Source organism: Azotobacter beijerinckii (assembly GCF_900110885.1).
Taxonomy (GTDB): domain Bacteria; phylum Pseudomonadota; class Gammaproteobacteria; order Pseudomonadales; family Pseudomonadaceae; genus Azotobacter; species Azotobacter beijerinckii.
Genome location: NZ_FOFJ01000009.1, coordinates 108,224 through 127,958 on the forward strand (window position 1 = coordinate 108,224; position 19,735 = coordinate 127,958).

Annotated in this window: 16 protein-coding genes and 1 riboswitch; of the genes, 9 read left to right on the forward strand and 7 right to left on the reverse strand. The window is 70.1% G+C overall.

Annotation, left to right across the window (positions count from 1 at the left end):
• The 3 genes from BMY22_RS07040 to BMY22_RS07050 form a co-directional block, all read left to right on the forward strand.
• On the forward strand, positions 1-3,318 hold a 3,318-nt coding region (locus BMY22_RS07040; RefSeq protein ID WP_143068468.1), incomplete at its 5' end, for a hybrid sensor histidine kinase/response regulator.
• On the forward strand, positions 3,315-4,325 hold the full coding sequence (locus BMY22_RS07045) for a chemotaxis protein CheB (RefSeq protein WP_090620679.1): 1,011 nt from the start codon (positions 3,315-3,317) through the stop codon (positions 4,323-4,325). The genes BMY22_RS07040 and BMY22_RS07045, both read left to right, overlap by 4 nt.
• Before the next feature lie 43 nt (positions 4,326-4,368).
• The gene (locus BMY22_RS07050) at positions 4,369-4,839 is read left to right on the forward strand and encodes a chemotaxis protein CheW (RefSeq protein ID WP_090620680.1); all 471 of its coding nucleotides are present in this window, start codon (positions 4,369-4,371) and stop codon (positions 4,837-4,839) included.
• Positions 4,840-4,884: 45 nt separating this feature from the next.
• Here the strand turns inward: BMY22_RS07050 and BMY22_RS07055 are convergent, their stop codons facing one another.
• Positions 4,885-5,604, reverse strand: coding sequence for a 16S rRNA (uracil(1498)-N(3))-methyltransferase (locus tag BMY22_RS07055; RefSeq protein ID WP_090620682.1), 720 nt, complete (start codon positions 5,602-5,604; stop codon positions 4,885-4,887).
• A 166-nt stretch (positions 5,605-5,770) separates the two neighbouring features.
• Positions 5,771-7,177, reverse strand: coding sequence for an adenosylmethionine--8-amino-7-oxononanoate transaminase (locus BMY22_RS07060; protein WP_090620684.1), 1,407 nt, complete (start codon positions 7,175-7,177; stop codon positions 5,771-5,773).
• A 155-nt stretch (positions 7,178-7,332) separates the two neighbouring features.
• On the opposite strand from BMY22_RS07060, the gene BMY22_RS07065 reads away from it, so the two are divergent.
• From BMY22_RS07065 to BMY22_RS07075, 3 genes are all read left to right on the forward strand, one after another.
• Positions 7,333-8,847, forward strand: a complete 1,515-nt coding sequence (locus BMY22_RS07065; RefSeq protein WP_208599242.1) for a flavin monoamine oxidase family protein — start codon at positions 7,333-7,335, stop codon at positions 8,845-8,847.
• 146 nt (positions 8,848-8,993) lie between these two features.
• Complete coding sequence (locus BMY22_RS07070; protein ID WP_090620689.1) at positions 8,994-9,548, forward strand: cytochrome b; 555 nt, start codon at positions 8,994-8,996, stop codon at positions 9,546-9,548.
• 17 nt (positions 9,549-9,565) lie between these two features.
• Positions 9,566-10,144, forward strand: a complete 579-nt coding sequence (locus tag BMY22_RS07075; RefSeq protein ID WP_090620691.1) for a YceI family protein — start codon at positions 9,566-9,568, stop codon at positions 10,142-10,144.
• A gap of 72 nt (positions 10,145-10,216) precedes the next feature.
• Here the strand turns inward: BMY22_RS07075 and rhlE2 are convergent, their stop codons facing one another.
• The 4 genes from rhlE2 to BMY22_RS07100 all read right to left on the reverse strand — a co-directional run bounded on the left by rhlE2 (position 10,217) and on the right by BMY22_RS07100 (position 15,226).
• The gene (gene rhlE2, locus BMY22_RS07085; protein ID WP_143068467.1) at positions 10,217-12,007 is read right to left on the reverse strand and encodes an RNA helicase RhlE2; all 1,791 of its coding nucleotides are present in this window, start codon (positions 12,005-12,007) and stop codon (positions 10,217-10,219) included.
• A gap of 229 nt (positions 12,008-12,236) precedes the next feature.
• A complete protein-coding gene (gene metF, locus BMY22_RS07090) occupies positions 12,237-13,082 on the reverse strand; it encodes a methylenetetrahydrofolate reductase [NAD(P)H] (protein ID WP_090620695.1) in 846 nt (281 codons plus the stop codon).
• Between the two features lie 135 nt (positions 13,083-13,217).
• Positions 13,218-14,612: an adenosylhomocysteinase gene (gene ahcY, locus BMY22_RS07095; protein ID WP_090620697.1), complete on the reverse strand. Its 1,395-nt coding sequence runs from the start codon at positions 14,610-14,612 to the stop codon at positions 13,218-13,220.
• A gap of 22 nt (positions 14,613-14,634) precedes the next feature.
• A riboswitch (S-adenosyl-L-homocysteine riboswitch) is annotated at positions 14,635-14,764 on the reverse strand.
• Positions 14,765-14,896: 132 nt separating this feature from the next.
• Positions 14,897-15,226, reverse strand: a complete 330-nt coding sequence (locus BMY22_RS07100; RefSeq protein WP_090620699.1) for a hypothetical protein — start codon at positions 15,224-15,226, stop codon at positions 14,897-14,899.
• Positions 15,227-15,442: 216 nt separating this feature from the next.
• Between BMY22_RS07100 and BMY22_RS07105 the strand changes: the two genes are divergently transcribed.
• Positions 15,443-15,895 carry a c-type cytochrome gene (locus BMY22_RS07105; RefSeq protein WP_090620701.1) on the forward strand — a complete coding sequence of 151 codons (453 nt, stop codon included), beginning with the start codon at positions 15,443-15,445 and terminating at the stop codon, positions 15,893-15,895.
• 110 nt (positions 15,896-16,005) lie between these two features.
• On the opposite strand, the gene ligB is transcribed toward BMY22_RS07105, so the two are convergent.
• Complete coding sequence (gene ligB / locus BMY22_RS07110; protein WP_090620703.1) at positions 16,006-17,679, reverse strand: NAD-dependent DNA ligase LigB; 1,674 nt, start codon at positions 17,677-17,679, stop codon at positions 16,006-16,008.
• A gap of 245 nt (positions 17,680-17,924) precedes the next feature.
• Between ligB and BMY22_RS07115 the strand changes: the two genes are divergently transcribed.
• Together BMY22_RS07115 and BMY22_RS07120 are read left to right on the forward strand one after the other, a co-directional pair.
• On the forward strand, positions 17,925-18,686 hold the full coding sequence (locus BMY22_RS07115) for a FadR/GntR family transcriptional regulator (RefSeq protein ID WP_090620705.1): 762 nt from the start codon (positions 17,925-17,927) through the stop codon (positions 18,684-18,686).
• A 414-nt stretch (positions 18,687-19,100) separates the two neighbouring features.
• Positions 19,101-19,735: 5-dehydro-4-deoxyglucarate dehydratase (locus BMY22_RS07120; protein WP_090620707.1), on the forward strand; the 635-nt coding region annotated here is incomplete at its 3' end.

Below are 19,735 nucleotides of genomic sequence, written 5' to 3' on the forward strand. Positions count from 1 at the left end.
GCCGAGTTGGAAGAACTGCCTGCGGCCGAGCCGGAAATCCCCGAGCCGGCGCCCGAAGAACCGGCGGAGGCCCTGCCGGCCGAAGCGCCGGTGCTCGATGCGCTGGATCTTGCCGAGTTGGAAGAGCTGCCCGCGGCCGAGCTGGAAATCCTCGAACCGGCCCCGGCGAAGCCCGAGCCGGCTGTCCTGGCGCTCGGGGAGGCCTTGCCGGACGACGGTGGGGCGGAGGCGGATGACGAGCTGACCGCGCTGTTCCTCGAGGAGGCGCTCGATCTGCTGGACAGCGCCGCCCAGACGCTGCCGCGCTGGTTGAGCCAGCCGGAGGACAATCTGGCGCTGACCGCCCTGCTGCGCGATCTGCACACCCTCAAGGGCGGCGCGCGGATGGCCGGCATTGCGCCGGTCGCCGATCTCGCCCATGAGCTGGAGTGCCTCTACGAAGACCTGCTGGCGCACCCTCGTCCGCACCTGGCGGGCCTTGACGAGCTGCTGGGGCGCAGTCACGGGCGGCTGGCGCTGCTCGTCGAGCGGCTGCCGGCCGGGCTCCCGTTGGGCGATTCGCAGGAGCTGATCCAGGCCCTGCAGGACTGGCGCCGGCAGGTCGCGGCGGTTGGTTCCGAGGCCTGCGGCGTTGCGCGCGCGGCGCGGGAGCCGGCCGTCCTCGAATCGCTTGGCGAGGCAGTGTGCGCCGAAGCGTTCGATGCCGCGGCTCCGGAGGGGCGGCCACTCCACATGGAGCGGCTCGACTTCGCCACGGGGGAAGACGCGCCAGCCGACACCGCCCCGGCGTCGCGGCGCTCGCCGGTGGCCCCGGGATTCCTCGCCCCGGCTTGCGACCCCGAACTGCTGGAGATCTTCCTCGAGGAGGGCTTCGATATCCTCGAAAGCGCCGGCGCCGCCCTGCAGCGCTGGCTGAAGGACCCCAACGACCGGGGGGCCCTGGAGGCCCTGCAGCGTGATCTGCACACCCTCAAGGGCGGGGCGCTGATGGCCGAGATGCGCGAGATCGGCGATCTGGCCCACGAACTGGAGTTCCTCTACGAAGGGCTCGGCAACGGCTGGCTGACGGTCGCTCCGGCGCTCGCCGGGCTGCTGCAGGCCTGCCACGACCGCCTCGCCGGGATGCTCGAGGCGGTGCGCGAGCGCACGGCGCCGCCGGACGGCGAGGCGCTGATCGCGGCGATCCGCAACTGGTGCGCCGGCAGCCGGGAGCCGGTGGCCGAGGCCGCCGCGCAGAAGCCGGCCCTGCCGGAGCCCGGCGTGCCGAAGGCGACCGGGCCGGAGCGTCTGGCGCCGTCCGCCGACGCGGAGCCCGAGGCCGCCGCGGCGGGTCCGGAGCTGCCGGGCGGCCCGCTGCTCGTCGCCAGCGAGCTTCCCGCCGCCGGCGCACCGAACAAGGTCCTGCCGTTCGTGCAGCGGGCCGAGGAGGCGGCGCGGGAAGCCGCCGCCCAGCGTGCCCCGCAGGAAATGGTCCGGGTCCCGGCGGAGTTGCTCGAGGGGCTGGTCAACCTGGCCGGGGAAACCTCGATCTTCCGCGGCCGGGTCGAGCAGCAGGTGAGCGACATCGGCTTCACCCTGGCCGAGATGGAGTCGACCATCGAGCGGGTGCGCGACCAGCTGCGCCGGCTCGACACCGAAACCCAGGCGCAGATCCTCAGCCGCTACCAGGCCGAGGCCGAGCGCGCCGGCTACGAGGACTTCGACCCCCTGGAGATGGACCGCCACTCGCAGCTGCAGCAGCTCTCGCGGGCGCTGTTCGAGTCGGCTTCCGACCTGCTCGACCTCAAGGAGACCCTCGCGGCGCGCAGTCGCGACGCGGAAACCCTGTTGCTCCAGCAGGCGCGGGTCAACACCGAGCTTCAGGAGGGCCTGATGCGCACCCGCATGGTGCCCTTCGAGCGCCTGCTGCCGCGCCTGCGCCGGTTGGTCCGGCAGGTCGCCGGCGAGCTGGGCAAGCAGGTGGAACTCAGCGTCGGCAACGCCGAGGGGGAAATGGACCGCAGCGTGCTGGAGCGTATCATCGCGCCGCTGGAGCACATGCTGCGCAACGCCGTCGACCATGGCATCGAGTCGGCCGAAGTGCGCCGCGCCGCCGGCAAGCCGGAGCAGGGCAGCATCCGCCTGGAGCTGCTGCGCGAGGGCGGCGACATCCTGCTCACCCTCGCCGACGACGGCGGCGGCATCCGCCTCGAGGCGGTGCGCCAAAAGGCCATCGAGCGCGGCCTGATGAAGCCCGACGCTCCGTTGTCCGATCACGAGGCGCTGCAGTTCATCCTCGAGGCGGGCTTCTCCACGGCAGACCGGGTCACGCAGATTTCCGGGCGTGGCGTCGGCATGGACGTGGTGCATTCGGAGGTCAAGCAGCTCGGTGGCTCGATGAGCATCGAGTCGACCCCGGGCGTCGGAAGCCGCTTCCTGATCCGCCTGCCGTTCACCGTGTCGGTCAACCGCGCGCTGATGGTGCTCGCCGGCGAGGACCTCTATGCGGTACCGCTGAACACCATCGAGGGCATCGTGCGGGTCGCGCCCCACGAGCTGGAGGCGCTCTATGCGCGCCGCGCCAGGGGGCAGGCAGAGCAGGCGGGCCTGGAGTACGCCGGCAAGCGCTACGAGCTGCGCTATCTCGGCGAGCTGCTGGACAACGGCCAGCAGCCCAAGCTGGCCGGTCAGCATATGCCGCTGCCGGTGATCCTGATGCGCTCCAGCGAGCAGGCGGTGGCCGTGCAGGTGGACGGCCTGGCTGGCTCCCGCGAGATCGTGGTGAAGAGCCTCGGTCCGCAGTTCGCCGTGGTGCCGGGAATCTCCGGGGCGACCATCCTCGGCGACGGCCGGGTGGTGGTGATTCTCGACCTGCTGGCGACCCTGCGCGAACGCCTGGCCAGCCTGCAGCCGAGTGCACCGAGCCAGCTCCAGGCACCGGCCGAGGCCGAGAAGGAGCGACCGCTGCTGGTGCTGGTGGTGGACGACTCGGTCACCGTGCGCAAGGTCACCGGTCGCCTGCTGGAGCGCCACGGCATGGACTGCATGACCGCCAAGGACGGGGTCGATGCCCTCGCCCAACTGCAGGAGCGGCGCCCGGACCTCATGCTGCTGGACATCGAGATGCCGCGCATGGACGGCTTCGAGGTGGCGACCCGGGTGCGCCACGACGAGCGCCTCAAGGACCTGCCGATCATCATGATCACCTCGCGTACCGGGGAGAAGCACCGCGAGCGGGCGCTCGGCCTCGGCGTCGACGAATACCTCGGCAAACCCTATCAGGAGGCGCTCCTGCTGGACGCCATCCACCGGCTGGTCAAGGAGCCTGAAGCACGATGAGCGCGCGCATCGCGGTGATCGCCGACACCTCGCTGCAGCGTCACGTGCTGCAGCAGGCGCTGGTCGGCAACGGCTACGAGGTGGTGCTCAACAGCGACCCGACCCGCCTCGACGAAGAGAGCCTGGCGTCCTGCACGGCGGATCTCTGGCTGGTCGATCTGGCCCAGCTGGAGGACACACCGTTGCTCGACGCGCTGCTCGAGGCCAGCCAGGTGCCGGTGCTGTTCGGCCAGGGGCAGGCGCCGGAGCGCCATTCGGAACACTATCCGCGCTGGGAGCGGCGGCTGATCGGCAAGCTCAAGCGGCTGGTCGGCGACCCGGCCGCGGCGGTCGGGCCGACCCTCGCGGCCCTGCTCGACGAGGGCCAGCGGCCGAGCCGGCTGCCGTTGCCGGCGCCGCTGCGGGACACCCCGCTGGCGGCCGGCCAGCCGCCCCGCCAGGTCTGGCTGTTGGCCGCCTCCCTGGGTGGCCCGGAGGCGGTCAAGGCGTTTCTCGACGCACTGCCCGGCGGCCTGCCGGTCGCCTTCGTCTACGCCCAGCACATCGACCCTTCCTTCGAGTCGGCCCTGCCCAGGGCGGTCGGCCGCCACAGCCAGTGGCAGGTCGTGCCCGCCCGCCACGGCGAGCGGCTGTGCTGCGGCGAGGTGGTGGTGGCGCCGATCCGTCACGAACTGGGTTTCGCCGAGGATGGCGCGCTGTCGATCGCCGAGCGCCCCTGGCCGGAACCCTACAGCCCGTCCATCGACCAGCTGATGCTCAACTTGGCCCGGCGGTTCGGCCCGCGCTGCGGGGTGATCGCCTTCAGCGGCATGGGCAGCGACGGCACGGCGGCGGCCGCCTACCTGTGCCGTCAGGGCGGCGAAATCTGGACCCAGCGGGCCAACAGCTGCGCGTGCTCGAGCATGCCGGACAGCCTGCGCGAGGGCGGCTACAGCCAGTTCAGCGGTACGCCGCGGGAGCTGGCCGAGGCCCTGGTGCAGCGACTGGCCGAGGAGTGTGCCGAATGAGGAACGCCGCCCGGGGCCACGCATCGATCTTGCAGGAACTGCCATGAACCAAGCCGTAGCCACTCCGCCCCGCGTCGACAGCCTGACCGCCCTGCTGTTGCCGCTGGCCGACCGTACCCTGCTGCTGCCCAACGTGGCAGTGGCCGAAATCATTCCCTACCGCGGCGTGCAGACCTCTCCCGACCTGCCGCCCTGGCTGCTCGGGCAGCTCGGCTGGCGCGACCTGCGGCTGCCGCTGCTGTCCTTCGAGGCGGCCAGCGGCGGGCGAGCGCAACTCGGCGCGACGCCGCGGGTGGCGGTGTTCAACGCCCTCGGCGGGCGACCCCGGGTGAAGTTCCTCGCCCTGCTGTTGCAGGGCATTCCGCAGTCACTGAAGGTCGACGCCCAACTGGCCCGGATCGATGCCGAGCTGGCGCCGCTGGAGCTGGCGGCGGTGCAGGTGGGGGAGGGCGTGGCGCGGATTCCCGACCTGCAGGCGCTGGAGCAGAAGCTGGCGGATGCCGGGTTGATCTGACTACTGGTGCCGGCATGCAGTGCTCGTTCGGGTCTCGAGCGGCGCTCAGAAATCCCCCCACAGCTGCTGGGCCACGCTCAGCGCCACTACCGGCGCGGTCTCGGTGCGCAGCACCCGCGGGCCGAGCCGGGCGGCCCGGTAGCCGGCGCGTCGCGCCGCCTCCACCTCCGCCTCGGACAGGCCGCCCTCGGGGCCGATCAGGAAGGCCAGCGAGCCCGGCCGGGCATGGCTGGCCAGCGGTTCGGCGACCGGATGCAGGACCAGCTTCAGCTCGGCCCGGGTCCGCTCCAGCCAGTCGCCGAGCAGAATGGGCGGATGGATCGCCGGCAGCAGCGAGCGGCCGCATTGCTCGCAAGCGCTGATGGCGATCTGTCGCCAGTGGGCCAGGCGCTTGTCGGCGCGCTCGTCCTTGAGGCGCACCTCGCAGCGCTCGCTGACGATCGGGGTGATTTCCGCCACGCCCAGCTCGGTGGCCTTCTGGATCGCCCAATCCATCCGCTCGCCGCGCGACAGGCCCTGGCCGAGATGGATGCGCAGCGGCGATTCGGCCTGGCCGGCGAACTGTTCGCGCAGCTCGACCTGCACGTTCTTCTTGCCCACCTCGGCCAGCTCGCCGATGAACTCTTGGCCGCTGCCGTCGAACAGCTGCACGGCATCGCCGGCGGCGAGCCTGAGCACGCGGCCGATGTAGTGGGCCTGGGCTTCCGGCAGCTCGCAGCGGCCGAGGGACAGGGGGGCGTCGATGAAGAAACGGGACAGGCGCATGGGCAGACTTCGGCAGACGGAAAAAGCGCAAGCTTAACCGCTGGCCGCGTGCGGCTGTAGGGTGGGTTAGCCGCCACGCGGCGTAACCCACCAAGGATGCCGGCAGGCGTCCCTCCTGCCGGCCTGACCGCCGGTCGGTGGGTTACGGCCTGCGGCCTAACCCGCCCTACCCGGGATCGCGGAACTCGGCGGGCGCGCCGGCCGGCATGGCCACGCTGACCGCGCTGCGGGTGGCGAGGTCGATGCCCTCGGTCGCCACCTCGGCGAGAAAGTCGATCTGCTCGGGGGTGATCACGTAGGGCGGCAGGAAGTACACCACGCTGCCCAGCGGGCGCAGCAGGGCGCCGCGCGACAGGGCGTGCCGGTAGACCGCCAGGCCGCGGCGCTCCTGCCAGGGATAGGGGGTCTTGCTCGGCTTGTCCTGGACCATCTCGATGGCCAGCGCCATGCCGGTCTGGCGCACCTCGGCGACCTGCGGATGGTCCTTGAGATGTTCGGTGGCCTGAGCCATCCGCGCGGCCAGCGCCTTGTTCTTCTCGATGACGTCGTCGTCGCGGAAGATGTCCAGGGTCGCCAGGGCGGCGGCGCAGGCCAGCGGGTTGCCGGTGTAGGTGTGCGAGTGGAGGAAGGCGCGCAGGGTGGCGTAGTCGGCGTAGAAGGCCTGGTAGACGTCGTCGGTGGTGAGCACTGCGGCCATCGGCAGGTAGCCGCCGGTGAGCGCCTTGGACAGCACCAGGAAATCCGGGGCGATGCCCGCCTGCTCGCAGGCGAACATCGTTCCCGTGCGGCCGAAGCCGACGGCGATCTCGTCGAGGATCAGGTGCACGCCGTGGCGGTCGCAGGCCTCGCGCAGCAGCCGGAGATAGATCGGGTGGTACATGCGCATTCCGCCGGCGCCCTGGATCAGCGGCTCGACGATCACCGCGGCGATCTCGCCGTGATGCTCGGCGAGGGTCTGCTCCATGTGGGCGAACATGCTCCGCGAATGCTCCTCCCAGCTGACGCCTTCGGGGCGCAGGTAGCAGTCCGGGCTGGGCACCTTGAGGGTATCCAGCAACAGCGGCTTGTAGGTGTCGGTGAACAGCGCCACGTCGCCCACCGACATCGCCGCCACGGTCTCGCCGTGGTAGCTGTTGGTCAGGGTGACGAAGCGCTTCTTCTCCGTCCGGCCGCCGTTGCGCCAGTAGTGGAAGCTCATCTTCAGTGCTACCTCGATGCCCGAGGAGCCGTTGTCGGCGTAGAACACCCGCTCCAGCCCCGGCGGGGTGATCGCCACCAGGCGCTCGGACAGCTCGATCACCGGTCGATGGCTGAAGCCGGCGAGCATCACGTGCTCGAGCTGGTCGACCTGGGCCTTGATCCGCGCGTTGATCCGCGGGTTGGCGTGGCCGAACACGTTGACCCACCAGGAGCTCACCGCATCCAGGTAGCGCTTGCCGTCGAAGTCCTCCAGCCAGACGCCCTCGCCTCGGCGGATCGGGATCAGCGGCAGGCGTTCGTGGTCCTTCATCTGGGTGCAGGGATGCCAGAGCACGGCGAGGTCGCGCTGCATCCAGTCGGCGTTGAGGCTCATGGGACTCTCCTGGAAACGATCGGCGAGAGCCTAACAGAGCGGCGCCGCGCTTTGCTGCCCGGCATCGCCGACGGCTGGTTGCCGGCGGGGCGCTGGCGTATGCTCGCGCCGCGCGCACGGGGTGTGCGTCAACTCATTGATTCGGGGGCGAAAAGATGTTCCGGAACTGGCTGCGGGTGTCCGCATTGGTCGGGATGGGGCTGTTCGGTGTCGTGGCGCTGGGCAAGGATAAACAGCCGACGGTGATCGTCGTCGGCGGCGGCCTGGCCGGTCTGGCCGCGGCCTGGGAGCTGCAGCGCGACGGCTGGCAGGTCACCCTGCTGGAGGCCCGCGACAGTGCCGGCGGCCGCTCCGCTCTGGCCGGCGGCGAATGGATCGGTAGCGCCAGGGTCCAGCCGCTGCTCAACGATTACCTGACGCACTTCAAGCTGAAGACCCAGCCGGCGCCCGACGTGGTGCGCGGCACCGGCTATCTGATCGACGGCAGCTATTTCGGCGTCGCCGATCTGGCGCAGAAGCAGCCGGCCGTCGCCGAGGGCTTGAAGCGCTACGAGAAGGCCCTCGACGAGCTGGCGGCGTCGATCAAGGACCCGCTCGATCCGGCGTCCGACCGCCAGTTGTTCGCCCTCGACCAGGGCAACGCGGCGCGCTGGCTGGACGAGCTGAAGCTGCCGACCACCGCCCGCCAGCTGGTCAACCAGCGGATCCGCTCGCACTACGACGAGCCGTCGCGCCTCTCGCTGCTCTACCTCGCCCAGCAGAGCCGGGTCTACCGCGGCATCGACGAGGGCGAGCTGCGCAGCGCCCGTCTGCCCGGCGGCAGCCCGGTGCTGGCGCAGGCCCTGGCCAAGGAGCTGAAGACGGTCAAGACCGGCGTGCGGGTGTCCGCGGTCAGCCAGGATCGACAGGGCGTGACGGTCAAGGCCGGGAGCGTCGGCTACAGCGCCGACTATCTGGTGCTGGCCGTGCCGTTGCGTGCCCTGGGGCAGATCCAGTTCGCCCCGGCGCTGCCGGAGCGCCAGCGCGGTGCGCTGAAGGGCACCAACTACGGCTGGCGCGACCAGCTGCTGCTGAAGTTCAAGAGCCCGGTGTGGGAGGGCAAGGCGCGCCTGACCGGCGAGATCTACAGCAACCAGGGCCTGGGCATGCTGTGGGTCGAGCCGGCGACCAAGGGCGGCGCCAACGTGCTGGTCAATCTCTCCGGCGACAATGCCCGCCTGCTGCAGGCCTTCGGCGACCGCCAGGTGGCCGACCAACTGCTGATCCGTCTGCACGAGCATTACCCCAAGGCCCGCGGCGCCTATCTCGGCTACGAGATCCGCCGCTATAGCGGCGACAGCGGCCTCGGCGGCGCCTATCTGGCCTACGGGCCGGGGCAGATCAGCCGTTACTGGCGACTCTGGGAGCAGCCGCTGGAGCGCGTGGCCTTCGCCGGCGAGCACACCGACCCGCTCTATCCGGGGACCCTGGAAGGCGCCCTGCGCAGCGGCAAACGTGCCGCCGAGCAGCTGCGCGAGCTGCATGCCGGGCGGCCGGTGCCGACGCCGCAGATCACCCGGCTGGACCAGCCGGCAATCGCCCAGGCCAAGGCCGCGCCCGTGGCGGAGTCGCCGGCCGAGGGCGAGCGCAAGCCAGGCTTCTTCGCCCGCCTGGCCCAGCTGTTCCGCTGACGGAGCCGCCGGCGCGGTCGCTATGGCCGCGCCGCTACAATCGTTCGAATATCGAACGATTCGATCTTTTCGAGCGAAAAATTCCGCTTTAAATCGATAGATGAGCCGCTAGGCTGTGCACGTCCCGTATCCAAGGAATGTCGCACATGCAATGGCGCAACTCTCCCCTCCGTTTCGGCCTGGTCAGCATCCTGCTGCACTGGGCGGTGGCGCTGACGGTCTTCGGCCTGTTCGGCCTGGGCCTGTGGATGAGCGGTCTGGACTACTACAGCCCCTGGTACCGCACGGCGCCGGATATCCACAAGGGCATCGGCATCCTGCTGTTCCTGGTCATGCTGCTGCGCCTCGCCTGGCGCCTGGCCAGCCCGCCGCCGGCGCCGCTGGCCAGCCACGGGCCGCTCGTCCGGCTGGCCAGCCGGGCCGGGCACGGACTGCTCTATCTCGGCCTGTTCGCGCTGATGATCGCCGGCTATCTGATCTCCACCGCCGACGGCCAGCCGATCGAGGTCTTCGGCTGGTTCCAGGTGCCGGCGCTGGTCAGCGGCCTGCCCGATCAGGCGGACGTGGCCGGCGAGGTGCACGAGCTGCTCGCCTGGGCGCTGGTCGGCCTGGCCGTCCTGCATGCCCTGGCCGCCCTGAAACACCATTTCATCGACCGTGACGCGACCCTGCTCCGCATGCTCGGCCGCGACACCCTCTAATCCCCAAGGAGAATCCCATGCTCAAGAAGACCCTCGCCGCCCTGGCCCTCGGTTCCGCCCTGCTCGGCGCCGGCCAGGCGATGGCCGCCGACTATGCGATCGACAAGAAGGGCCAGCACGCCTTCGTCAACTTCAAGATCAGCCACCTCGGCTACAGCTGGGTGTACGGTACCTTCCGCGACTTCGACGGCAGCTTCAGCTTCGATGCCGCCCAGCCCGAGGCGAGCAAGGTCAAGGTGACCCTGAAGACCGCCAGCATCGACTCCAACCACGCCGAGCGCGACAAGCACCTGCGCAGCGGGGATTTCCTCAACGTCGACAAGTACCCGACCGCGACCTTCGAGTCCACCTCGGTCAAGTCCACCGGCCAGGGCAGCTTCGACATCGCCGGCAATCTGAGCCTCAACGGCGTGACCAAGCCGGTGACGATCGCCGCCAAGTTCATCGGCGAGGGCAAGGACCCCTGGGGCGGCTACCGTGCCGGCTTCGAGGGCAGCACCCGGCTGAAGCTGAAGGACTTCGCTATCCAGAAGGATCTCGGTCCGTCTTCCCAGGAGGTGGAGCTGATCTTCTCGGTGGAGGGTGTGCGCCAGTAAGCGGGCGAGGGTTCGTCCACAAAAAAGCCGGCGCGAAGCCGGCTTTTTTGTCGGTGGAGGAGAGGGGTTAGCTCACTCCTCGCGGTTGCGCGTCAGCAGCGCCGGCTTCTCGCTGCGCGGACGCTGGCCCGACAGCTGGTCGAGCTGCTCCGCGGTGGGGAAGCGGTCGCTCTTCGACTCCTTGTGCAGGATCAGCGGCTGGCGTTCCGGCTTGCGCGGCGCCGCTTCCTCGCGGGGCTGCTCGCTGCGGTAGGCCGGCACCGGAGCGCGGCGCGTCTGGCCGCCGCCGGAGCCCTGGCCCTGGCGCTTCGGACCGCGCGGTCCCTGGCCTTGGTCGCGGTTGGCGCCGGCCGCCGGGCCGTTCGCGCCGGGCCGGCGGCCGCGCTGTTGCTTGTTCTGGTAGGGGCTGACGTAGTCGGCGCGGTTGCCGAAGTTGTCGACCTCGTCGTCGAGGAACTCCTCCGGATCGCGGTTCGGCGGCAGGTCGGGGGCCGGTGCCTGGCGGGCGGGTTGCGCCTTCTGCGCCGGACGGTTCGGCTGGCTGCCGCCCTTGCTGGCCTGGGGCTGGGCCTTTTCCTTGCCCCGGGCCTTCTCCGGCGTCTTCTCCCGGGGTTTTTCCTGGCCCTTGTCCCGGCCCTTGTCCTTGCGACCGGCGCTGCCGGTGTTGCGCGGCGGACGCGGCTCGCGGACCTCGGGCTTTTCCGCCTCGACGGTGCTGGCGTCGAAGCCTGCCCAGTCGCCTTCCGGGATGCTCTGGCGGGTCATGCGCTCGATCGACTTGAGCAGCTTCTCCTCGTCCGGCGCGACCAGCGAGATCGCCTCGCCGCTGCGTCCGGCGCGGCCGGTGCGGCCGATGCGGTGGACGTAGTCCTCCTCGACGTTGGGCAGTTCGAAGTTGACCACGTGGGGCAACTGGTCGATGTCCAGGCCGCGGGCGGCGATGTCGGTGGCCACCAAGAGACGGATGGCGCCGTTCTTGAAGTCGGCCAGGGCCTTGGTGCGGGCGTTCTGGCTCTTGTTGCCGTGGATCGCCGCGGCCGGCAGGCCGTGTTTTTCGAGGTATTCGGCAAGGCGGTTGGCGCCGTGCTTGGTGCGGGTGAACACCAGCACCTGCTCCCAGGCGCCCTGGGTGACCAGGTGGGCGAGCAGGGCGCGCTTGTGGCTGGCCGGCAGGCGGAACATGCGCTGTTCGATGCGCTCCACCGTGGTGTTCGGCGGCGTCACCTCGATGCGTTCGGGGTCGCGCAGCAGCTTGTTGGTGAGGTTGATGATGTCCTGGGAGAAGGTCGCCGAGAACAGCAGGTTCTGCCGTTTCGCCGGGAGCCGGGCGAGGACCTTCTTGACGTCGTGGATGAAGCCCATGTCGAGCATGCGGTCGGCTTCGTCGAGCACCAGGATCTCCACGTGGGAGAGGTCGACGCCGCCCTGGCCGGCCAGGTCGAGCAGGCGCCCCGGGCAGGCCACCAGCACGTCGACGCCGCGGGACAGGGCCTGGATCTGCGGGTTCAGGCCGACCCCGCCGAAGATGCAGGCGCTGACCAGCTTCAGGTCGCGGGCGTAGAGCTTGAAGCTGTCGTGCACCTGGGCGGCCAGTTCGCGGGTCGGGGTCAGGACCAGCACGCGGGCCTGGCGCGGGCCGTGGCGGTGTTCCTTGTCCGGGTGGCCGCCGGGGAACAGGCGTTCGAGTACGGGAAGGGCGAAGCCGCCGGTCTTGCCGGTACCGGTCTGGGCGGCAACCATCAGATCGCGACCCTGCAACACGGCGGGAATGGCCCGCTGTTGCACGGGAGTGGGCTGGGCATAGCCGGCGGCCTCGACGGCGCGGACCAATGCCTCGGAGAGCCCGAGGGAAGCAAAGGACATGGGAAATCCTGTCTGGTTAGGGCGGGGCCCGAAGGTACGAACGTGCCGGGCGCGAATCGCGCGAGAGGGCGCGACCCCGACCGGTCTTGCTGGGCCTGCGTCGGCCGAGCAGCCGGGCGCAAGCCTGGCGGAAGTCGAGAGTATATCAGAGCTGCACGCTGGCGAAGCGTGACACAAGCATGCTGCCCGTCGCCGCAGCCGGGGGCTGCGGCGACGGGCGAGCGGCGCCTCAGCGCGGCAGTCCGAGGTTGTTCCAGATCGCCAGGCTGGGTTCGGCCTGGTTGAGGGTGTAGAAGTGCAGGCCCGGCGCGCCGCCTTCGAGCAGCTTCTCGCACATGTCGGTCACCACCTGCTCGCCGAAGGCCTGGATGCTCTCCAGGTCGTCGCCGTAGGCTTCCAGCTGCTTGCGCACCCAGCGCGGCAGTTCCGCGCCGCAGGCGTCGGAAAAGCGCGCCAGCTTGCTGTAGTTGGTGATCGGCATGATGCCGGGGACGATCGGCTGCTCCACGCCCAGCTTGCGCACGCGCTCGACGAAGTGGAAATAGCCGTCGGCGTTGAAGAAGTACTGGGTGATCGCGCTGTCCGCGCCGGCCTTCATCTTGGCGGCGAAGTGAGCGAGGTCGTCCTCGAAGCTGCGCGCCTGGGGATGCATCTCCGGATAGGCGGCGACCTCGATGTGGAAGTGCGCGCCGGTTTCCGCGCGGATGAACTCGACCAGATCGCTGGCGTGGCGCAGCTCGCCGCTGGCCATGCCCATGCCCGAGGGCAGGTCGCCGCGCAGGGCGACGATGCGCTTGATGCCGGCGTCCTTGTAGGTGTTCAGCAGGCTGCGCAGCTCGGCCTTGCTGTCGCCGACGCAGGAGAGGTGCGGCGCGGTCGGCACCTTCACCTCGCCGTCGAGCTGCAGCACGGTGTTCAGGGTGCGGTCGCGGGTCGAGCCGCCGGCGCCATAGGTGCAGGAGAAGAAGTCCGGCCGGTAGCCGGCGAGCTGGCGCGCGGTGGCCAGCAGTTTTTCGTGTCCGGCCTCGGTCTTGGTCGGGAAGAACTCGAAGCTGTAGCGGCGTTCCTGGGACATGGATAGGGTCCTTGAATGCGTAGGGAGGGTTGGCCGCAACGCGGCGTGACCCGCCAAGGATGCCGGCAGGCATCCCCCTTGCCGGCCTGATGGCCGGTCGGTGGGTTACGGCCTGCGGCCTAACCCACCCTACGATCAATAGCGATAGCTGTCCGGCTTGAACGGGCCGTCGACGGCCACGCCGATGTACTCGGCCTGCTGGCCGGTCAGGCGGGTGACCACGCCCCCGAAGCCCTTGACCATCTCCAGCGCGACTTCCTCGTCGAGCTTCTTGGGCAGCACTTCGACGGCGAGGCGTGCGGCCTTCTCGCCGGCCGGCAGATCGGCGAAGCGCTCGCCGTAGAGGTGGATCTGCGCCAGCACCTGGTTGGCGAAGGAGCCGTCCATGATCCGGCTGGGGTGGCCGGTGGCGTTGCCGAGGTTCACCAGGCGGCCCTCGGCGAGCAGGATCAGGTAGTCGTCGTTGAGCGGATCGAATTGGCCGGCGCCGGTGCGGTGGATCTTGTGGACCTGCGGCTTGACCTCTTCCCAGGCCCAGTTGCGGCGCATGAAGGCGGTGTCGATCTCGCTGTCGAAGTGACCGATGTTGCACACCACGGCGCGTTTTTTCAGCGCCTTGAGCATGTTGGCGTCGCATACGGCGACGTTGCCGGTGGTGGTGACGATCAGGTCGATCTTGCCGAGCAGCGACTTGTCGACGCTCGCCTCGCGGCCGTCGTTCTCGCCGTTCAGATAGGGCGAGACCACCTCGAAGCCGTCCATGCAGGCCTGCATGGCGCAGATCGGGTCGATTTCCGAGACCTTGACGATCATCCCTTCCTGGCGCAGCGACTGCGCCGAGCCCTTGCCCACGTCGCCGTAGCCGATCACCAGCGCCTGCTTGCCGGACAGCAGGTGGTCGGTGCCGCGCTTGATGGCGTCGTTGAGGCTGTGGCGGCAGCCGTACTTGTTGTCGTTCTTGCTCTTGGTCACCGAGTCGTTGACGTTGATCGCCGGGACTTTCAGGGTGCCGGCTTTCAGCATGTCGAGCAGGCGGTGCACGCCGGTGGTGGTTTCCTCGGTGATGCCGTGGATCTTCTCGAGCATCGCCGGATACTTGGCGTGGAGGACCTGGGTCAGGTCGCCGCCGTCGTCCAGCACCATATTGGCGTCCCACGGCTTGCCGTCCTTGAGGAGGGTCTGCTCGAGGCACCATTCGTACTCTTCTTCCGTTTCGCCCTTCCAGGCGAACACCGGGATGCCGGCGGCGGCGATGGCGGCGGCGGCCTGGTCCTGGGTGGAGAAGATGTTGCAGGACGACCAGCGGACTTCCGCCCCCAGGGCGATCAGGGTTTCGATCAGCACCGCGGTCTGGATGGTCATGTGGATGCAGCCGAGGATCTTCGCGCCTTTCAGCGGCTGGCTGGCGGCGTACTTGTGGCGCAGGCCCATCAGCGCCGGCATCTCGGATTCGGCGATGATGATCTCGCGGCGGCCCCAGTCGGCCAGGGTGATGTCGGCAACCTTGTAATCGGCAAAAGCAGCGCTCATGCGGTTCTCTCCATTCGTGGTCTGCGAATGGGCGCCGTTGAAGTCAGGGACGGCGACCGCGGGAGCGGCCGGCCGTAGCGACAACCGTCCGAGCCTGACAGGCGTGCCCGATGCGCGATCGGGACGGTCCTGCTGCAGCGCCCCTCGGACGGGAGGCGGGTGCGGCGCGAGGCCGCAAGAAGTGGCGATTATAGCCAGACGGGCGGGGGAGCCCAAGGCCCTCCCGCCCGCTTCGTTCGCAGTGGAGGGTCGCGGCCATTCCGGGGCGGGAATGGCCGGCGGCATCAGTCCTCCGCGTCGTCGTCGTTGTCCTGAGAGGGGCGATGCGCCGCGTCCGGCTTCTGCCGCTGGGCTTTGTCGGCGGACGCGTGCTGGTCGGCCGGCCCCTTGCCCGCTCCCCGGTTCGCTTCGCCCCGCTCCTTGCGAGGCTCGCCCGGGTTGCCCTGCTTGTCTGGCCGGGCTTCCTGTCCCTTGTGCTGGCCACAGTCGGCGTGGCTGGCTTTCTGGTGCTGCTCGTGGCCGCTGGCGCTGCAGTCGTCCGCCGCCTGGGCGGCCAGCGGTGCGGCGATCAGCGTGGCGAGGGACAGGGCGCAAAGCGTGGAGAAAGCTTTCATCGATCACTCCGGATTGAGTCGGTTCGTGCCGGCCGCAGCCTGCCAGGAGAGGGGGGAGGCAGACTGCGGCGGTCGAGCGGGATGCTAACCGTGGAGACCGACGCTCCGCTCGGACCCTTACACTCTTTGCCTTTTCTTTACATTGCCGGGCCGCCGAGCTTGGTGTTTGCCCGTCGCTTGCGGATACTGGCGCCGCCGTGAACTGCCGCGAAACCGATGATGAACCGCACGCTCCCGATTGTTCTGCTTGCCGTCCTGGGCCTGAGCGCCTGTGGCGGCGTCGATCCCAACTCGCCGCTGGGCAAGCGCCAGGCGATCTTCAAGGACCTGCTCAGGACCGGCGAGGAGCTTGGCGGCATGCTGCGCGGCCGGTTGGGCTTCGACGCCCGGCGTTTCGCCGCGGGGGCGGTCCGCCTCGACGAGCTGGCGCGCCAGCCCTGGCAGCATTTCCCGCAGGTCCGGGAGGCGGAGGGCGACAGCGCCGCCCGCGACGCGGTCTGGCAGCGCCAGGAGCGCTTCCGGCAGTTGGCCGGCGACCTGGAGCGCAGCACCGCGAGCCTGGTCGCGGCGACCGCCGTCCCGCCGCTGGAGCCCAAGGCCCTGGCGCCGTCCATGCAGCGGGTGGAGGACGCCTGCAAGGCCTGCCACCGGGAGTTCCGTGCCTATTAGGATGCATGGGGAAGCCCTGTCTGGCGGATAAGGCAGCGCGGTTATCCACCCTACGGCTCGGCCCGGCATCGTCGGGTGGAAAACCGCGTCGCCTTATCCACCGCATCGCTTTAGAAACCCGCGACGCCCGCCGCTTGCAGCCGTACCCGCAGCGCCTGCACCTCGGGGTGCTGGAAGAAGGCCTGCAGTTGGCGGGCACGGCCGGGGCCGATGCCCGGCTCGCCCTGCCATTGTTCCAGGCTGCGCCCGGCCAGTTCGTCCCAGGAGGGCGGCAGCGCCGCCTTGCCGGTCGGCGGCAGGCCGAGGGCCCGCAGCCACACCGGGAAGGCGCGCTGCCGCGCCGTGCGGAAGCGCTCGGCGAGCAGGCTGGCACTGCGTTCGCCGAAGCCGGGCAGGTTGGCCAGCTGCGCCTCGGTCAGTTCCAGCCAGCCGAGCAGGTCGTCGAGCTGGCGGTTCTCCAGCAGGGTTTCCCAGGTGTTGCGGCCGATCCCGCCGAGCGCCAGGCCGTGCCGGCCGCCCAGCCAGTCGAGGCGGGCGAGGAACTGGCTCTCGCAGCCCGCCACCGGCCGCCAGCAGCTCAGCGCATGGTAGGCGGCCGGGTCGGGCACCGGCAGCGCCGGCCGTTCGGCGGCGCGCCAGACCACGTCGTCGACCTGCGGAATGCTCAGTCCGGCCAGACGGAGCGCCAGCTGGTCGCCGGGGCGGATGTCCAGCGCCTGCCAGCGCTGCAGCGATCCGAGGGAGACCCGACGGATTTCCCGATCGTCGAGGCGCACCGGCTGCAGCTCCAGCAGCGGGGTGATCCGCCCGCTGCGGCCGATGCGAAACTGCACCGCGCGGACCTCGGCCAGGGCCTGGGCGAGGGGGTATTTCCAGGCCACCGCCCAGTGCGGCGGCTCGGCCTGCCAGCGCTCGCCCGGCGGACGGCGGCCCTGGCGCAGCACCACGCCGTCGCTGGCGAAGGGCAGCGGCGCGCGGTACCAGCGCTCGCGCCACTGCCGGGCCGCGGCGAAGTCCGCCACCGGCTGGCTGTAGTGGCGCACGTCGGCGAAGCCGAGCCGCTCCAGGCCGTCCAGGCGCTCCGCCATCCCGTCCGGGCCGTTCGGCCACTCCCAGACGAACAGACCGATCCCGGCGGCCTCCGCCTCGTCCAGGCTCTGGCGGGCCAGCAGGCCGGCGACCCTGGCCCGCGCGCCCCGGCCGCCGGCCTCGGCCTGCACGTGGGCGGTCTGCCGCCAGTAGAGCTCGCCCTGCAGGATCAGGTGCCGGCTGTCCGCCAGTTCCTGCGGCACTGCCGGCAGGCGCCGGGCATGGGCCGTCCAGTCCTGGCCGCGACGCCCGTCGCCGCGGCTGATGGCTCGTTGCAGGCGACCGCCGGCGTATTCCAGGGTGACCGCCACGCCGTCCACCTTGGGCTGGACCCACAGCTCCTCGCGCGTGGCCATCCAGGCCTGCACGGCCGCCTCGTCGAGCTTGTCCAGCCCGGTATGCGGCAACGGATGGGCGAGCGGCCCGGCGCTGCCGGCGAGCGGCTCGGAAGGTGCGCCGGCCTGCCCGGGGAAGCACTGGCGCCACTGCGCCAGACGGGCGCGGGCCTGGTCGTAGAGTTCGTCCGCCACGGGCGTGCGGCCCTCGCGGTGGTAGGCGTCGTCCCACTGGCGCAGGCGTTCGGCGAGCGCCGCCAGCTCGGCGCCGGCACGCGCTGCCGGCCAGTCGGGGCAGGGGGCGGCGGGCGCGGGGAGGGCGAACAGGCAAAGAACGGAAAGCGCGATCCGGCGGTTCATCGAGGCATCCTTGCTCGGCAGAGGTCGATCCCCGCCGCGGCACGGGCCGGCGGCGGGCGGAGCGCTCCAGTCTAGGCGGCGGCGCACCGCGCCCGAAGGCGCGGCTCTCGGAGTCTTGACGGCCGTCACGGCCTGGCGGAGGCGGCGCGCCCCGCGGCCGGTCGTTCCGACAACTAGCGTTGTTGTCGTACAACGTGGAGGCGTATGATGAGACTTCCGAAACGCCGCCGACACCGAGCATCGACATGAGCAACGAAAGCACGCCACCGCGCCCACGCCGCAAGAGCCGCAGCCTCGCCCAGGATCTGGTGGCCGAGCTGACCCGGCAGATCCGCGAGGGGCAGATCAAGTGCGGCGAGAAGCTGCCCACCGAGTCGGAAATCATGGAGGCCCACGGGGTCAGCCGCACCGTGGTGCGCGAGGCGATCTCGCGCCTGCAGGCCTCCGGCACGGTCGAGACCCGCCACGGCATCGGCACCTTCGTGCTGGACACCTCGACCCCCAGCGGCTTTCGCATCGATCCGGCGACCATCGTCACCCTGCGCGACGTGATGGCAATCCTCGAGCTGCGCGTCAGCCTCGAGGTGGAGTGCGCCGGCCTGGCCGCCCGCCGGCGCAGCGCCGAGCAACTGGCCGCGATGCGCGCGGCGCTGGACACCTTCAACCGCGCCGGCCATGCCAGCGATGCGGTCGCCGGCGACTTCCAGTTCCACCTGCAGATCGCCCTGGCCACCGGCAACCGCTACTTCACCGACATCATGACCCACTTCGGGACCAGCATCATTCCGCGCACCCGCCTCGACTCGGCGCACATCGCCCATGCCGACCAGCAGCAGTACCAGGAGCGGCTGAGCCGCGAGCACGAGCAAATCTACGAGGCCATCGCCCGCCAGGATGCCGACGCGGCCCGCGCCGCCATGCGCCTGCACCTGACCAACAGCCGCGAGCGGCTGCGCATGGTCCACGAAGAGGCCGAGACCCTGCAGGGCGGTTCCGTTCCGGCCTGACGCCTTCCGCGGCCGGCCCCGCGCAGCGCCGGCCCGGCGTCGGGCAGACCCCGTTCCCGCGCCCTTCTTTCCCGCTTTCCTTCGCGCGGTCGTCGTATGGCCTTGGCGGCTGTTCGTGTCTCCCTGGCGCTTGCTGCGCTGTTCCTGGCTATTTTCCTGTAAAGATACGATGACCTCTCGGGGCGGACGCCCGGTGCGCGGCGTGCGCGCCTGAAATCCATATAAATCCATGATCTATATGGATTTATCGATTTATTTTCGATAGTCGAAGGGGTTTCCTGCACAGCCGGGCTGGGAAGGGGAGGCTAAAAAAGCGCCGAAAGGGGCTGGTTTTCCCTGTAGTCATACGATAACGTATTTCTAAGCCCGGTCGCCGACCGGCTTCCTCCACCTCCTATGCAGGGTGCTCGACCAATGACTCCTCAAGAACTCAAGTCCATCCTCTCCTCCGGCCTGCTGTCCTTCCCGGTCACCGACTTCGACGCCGCCGGCAACTTCAACGCCGCGTCCTACGCCGGTCGCCTGGAATGGCTCGCTCCCTACGGCGCCAGTGCGCTGTTCGCCGCCGGCGGCACCGGCGAGTTCTTCTCGCTGGACCTCAACGAGTACCCGCAGATCATCAAGACCGCGGTGGACACCTGTGCCGGCAGCGTGCCGATCCTCGCCGGCGTCGGCGGCCCGACCCGCCAGGCCATCCACATGGCCCAGGAAGCCGAGCGCCTGGGCGCCAAAGGCCTGCTGATCCTCCCGCACTACCTGACCGAAGCCAGCCAGGAAGGCGTCGCCGCCCACGTCGAGGCGATCTGCAAGTCGGTGAAGATCGGCGTGGTGGTCTACAACCGCAACGTCTGCCGGCTGACCCCGAGCCTGCTGGAACAGCTCGCCGAGCGCTGCCCGAACCTGATCGGCTACAAGGACGGCCTGGGCGACATCGAGCTGATGGTCTCGGTGCGCCGCCGTCTGGGCGAGCGCTTCACCTATCTGGGCGGCCTGCCGACCGCCGAAGTCTTCGCCGCGGCCTACAAGGCCCTCGGCGTACCGGTGTATTC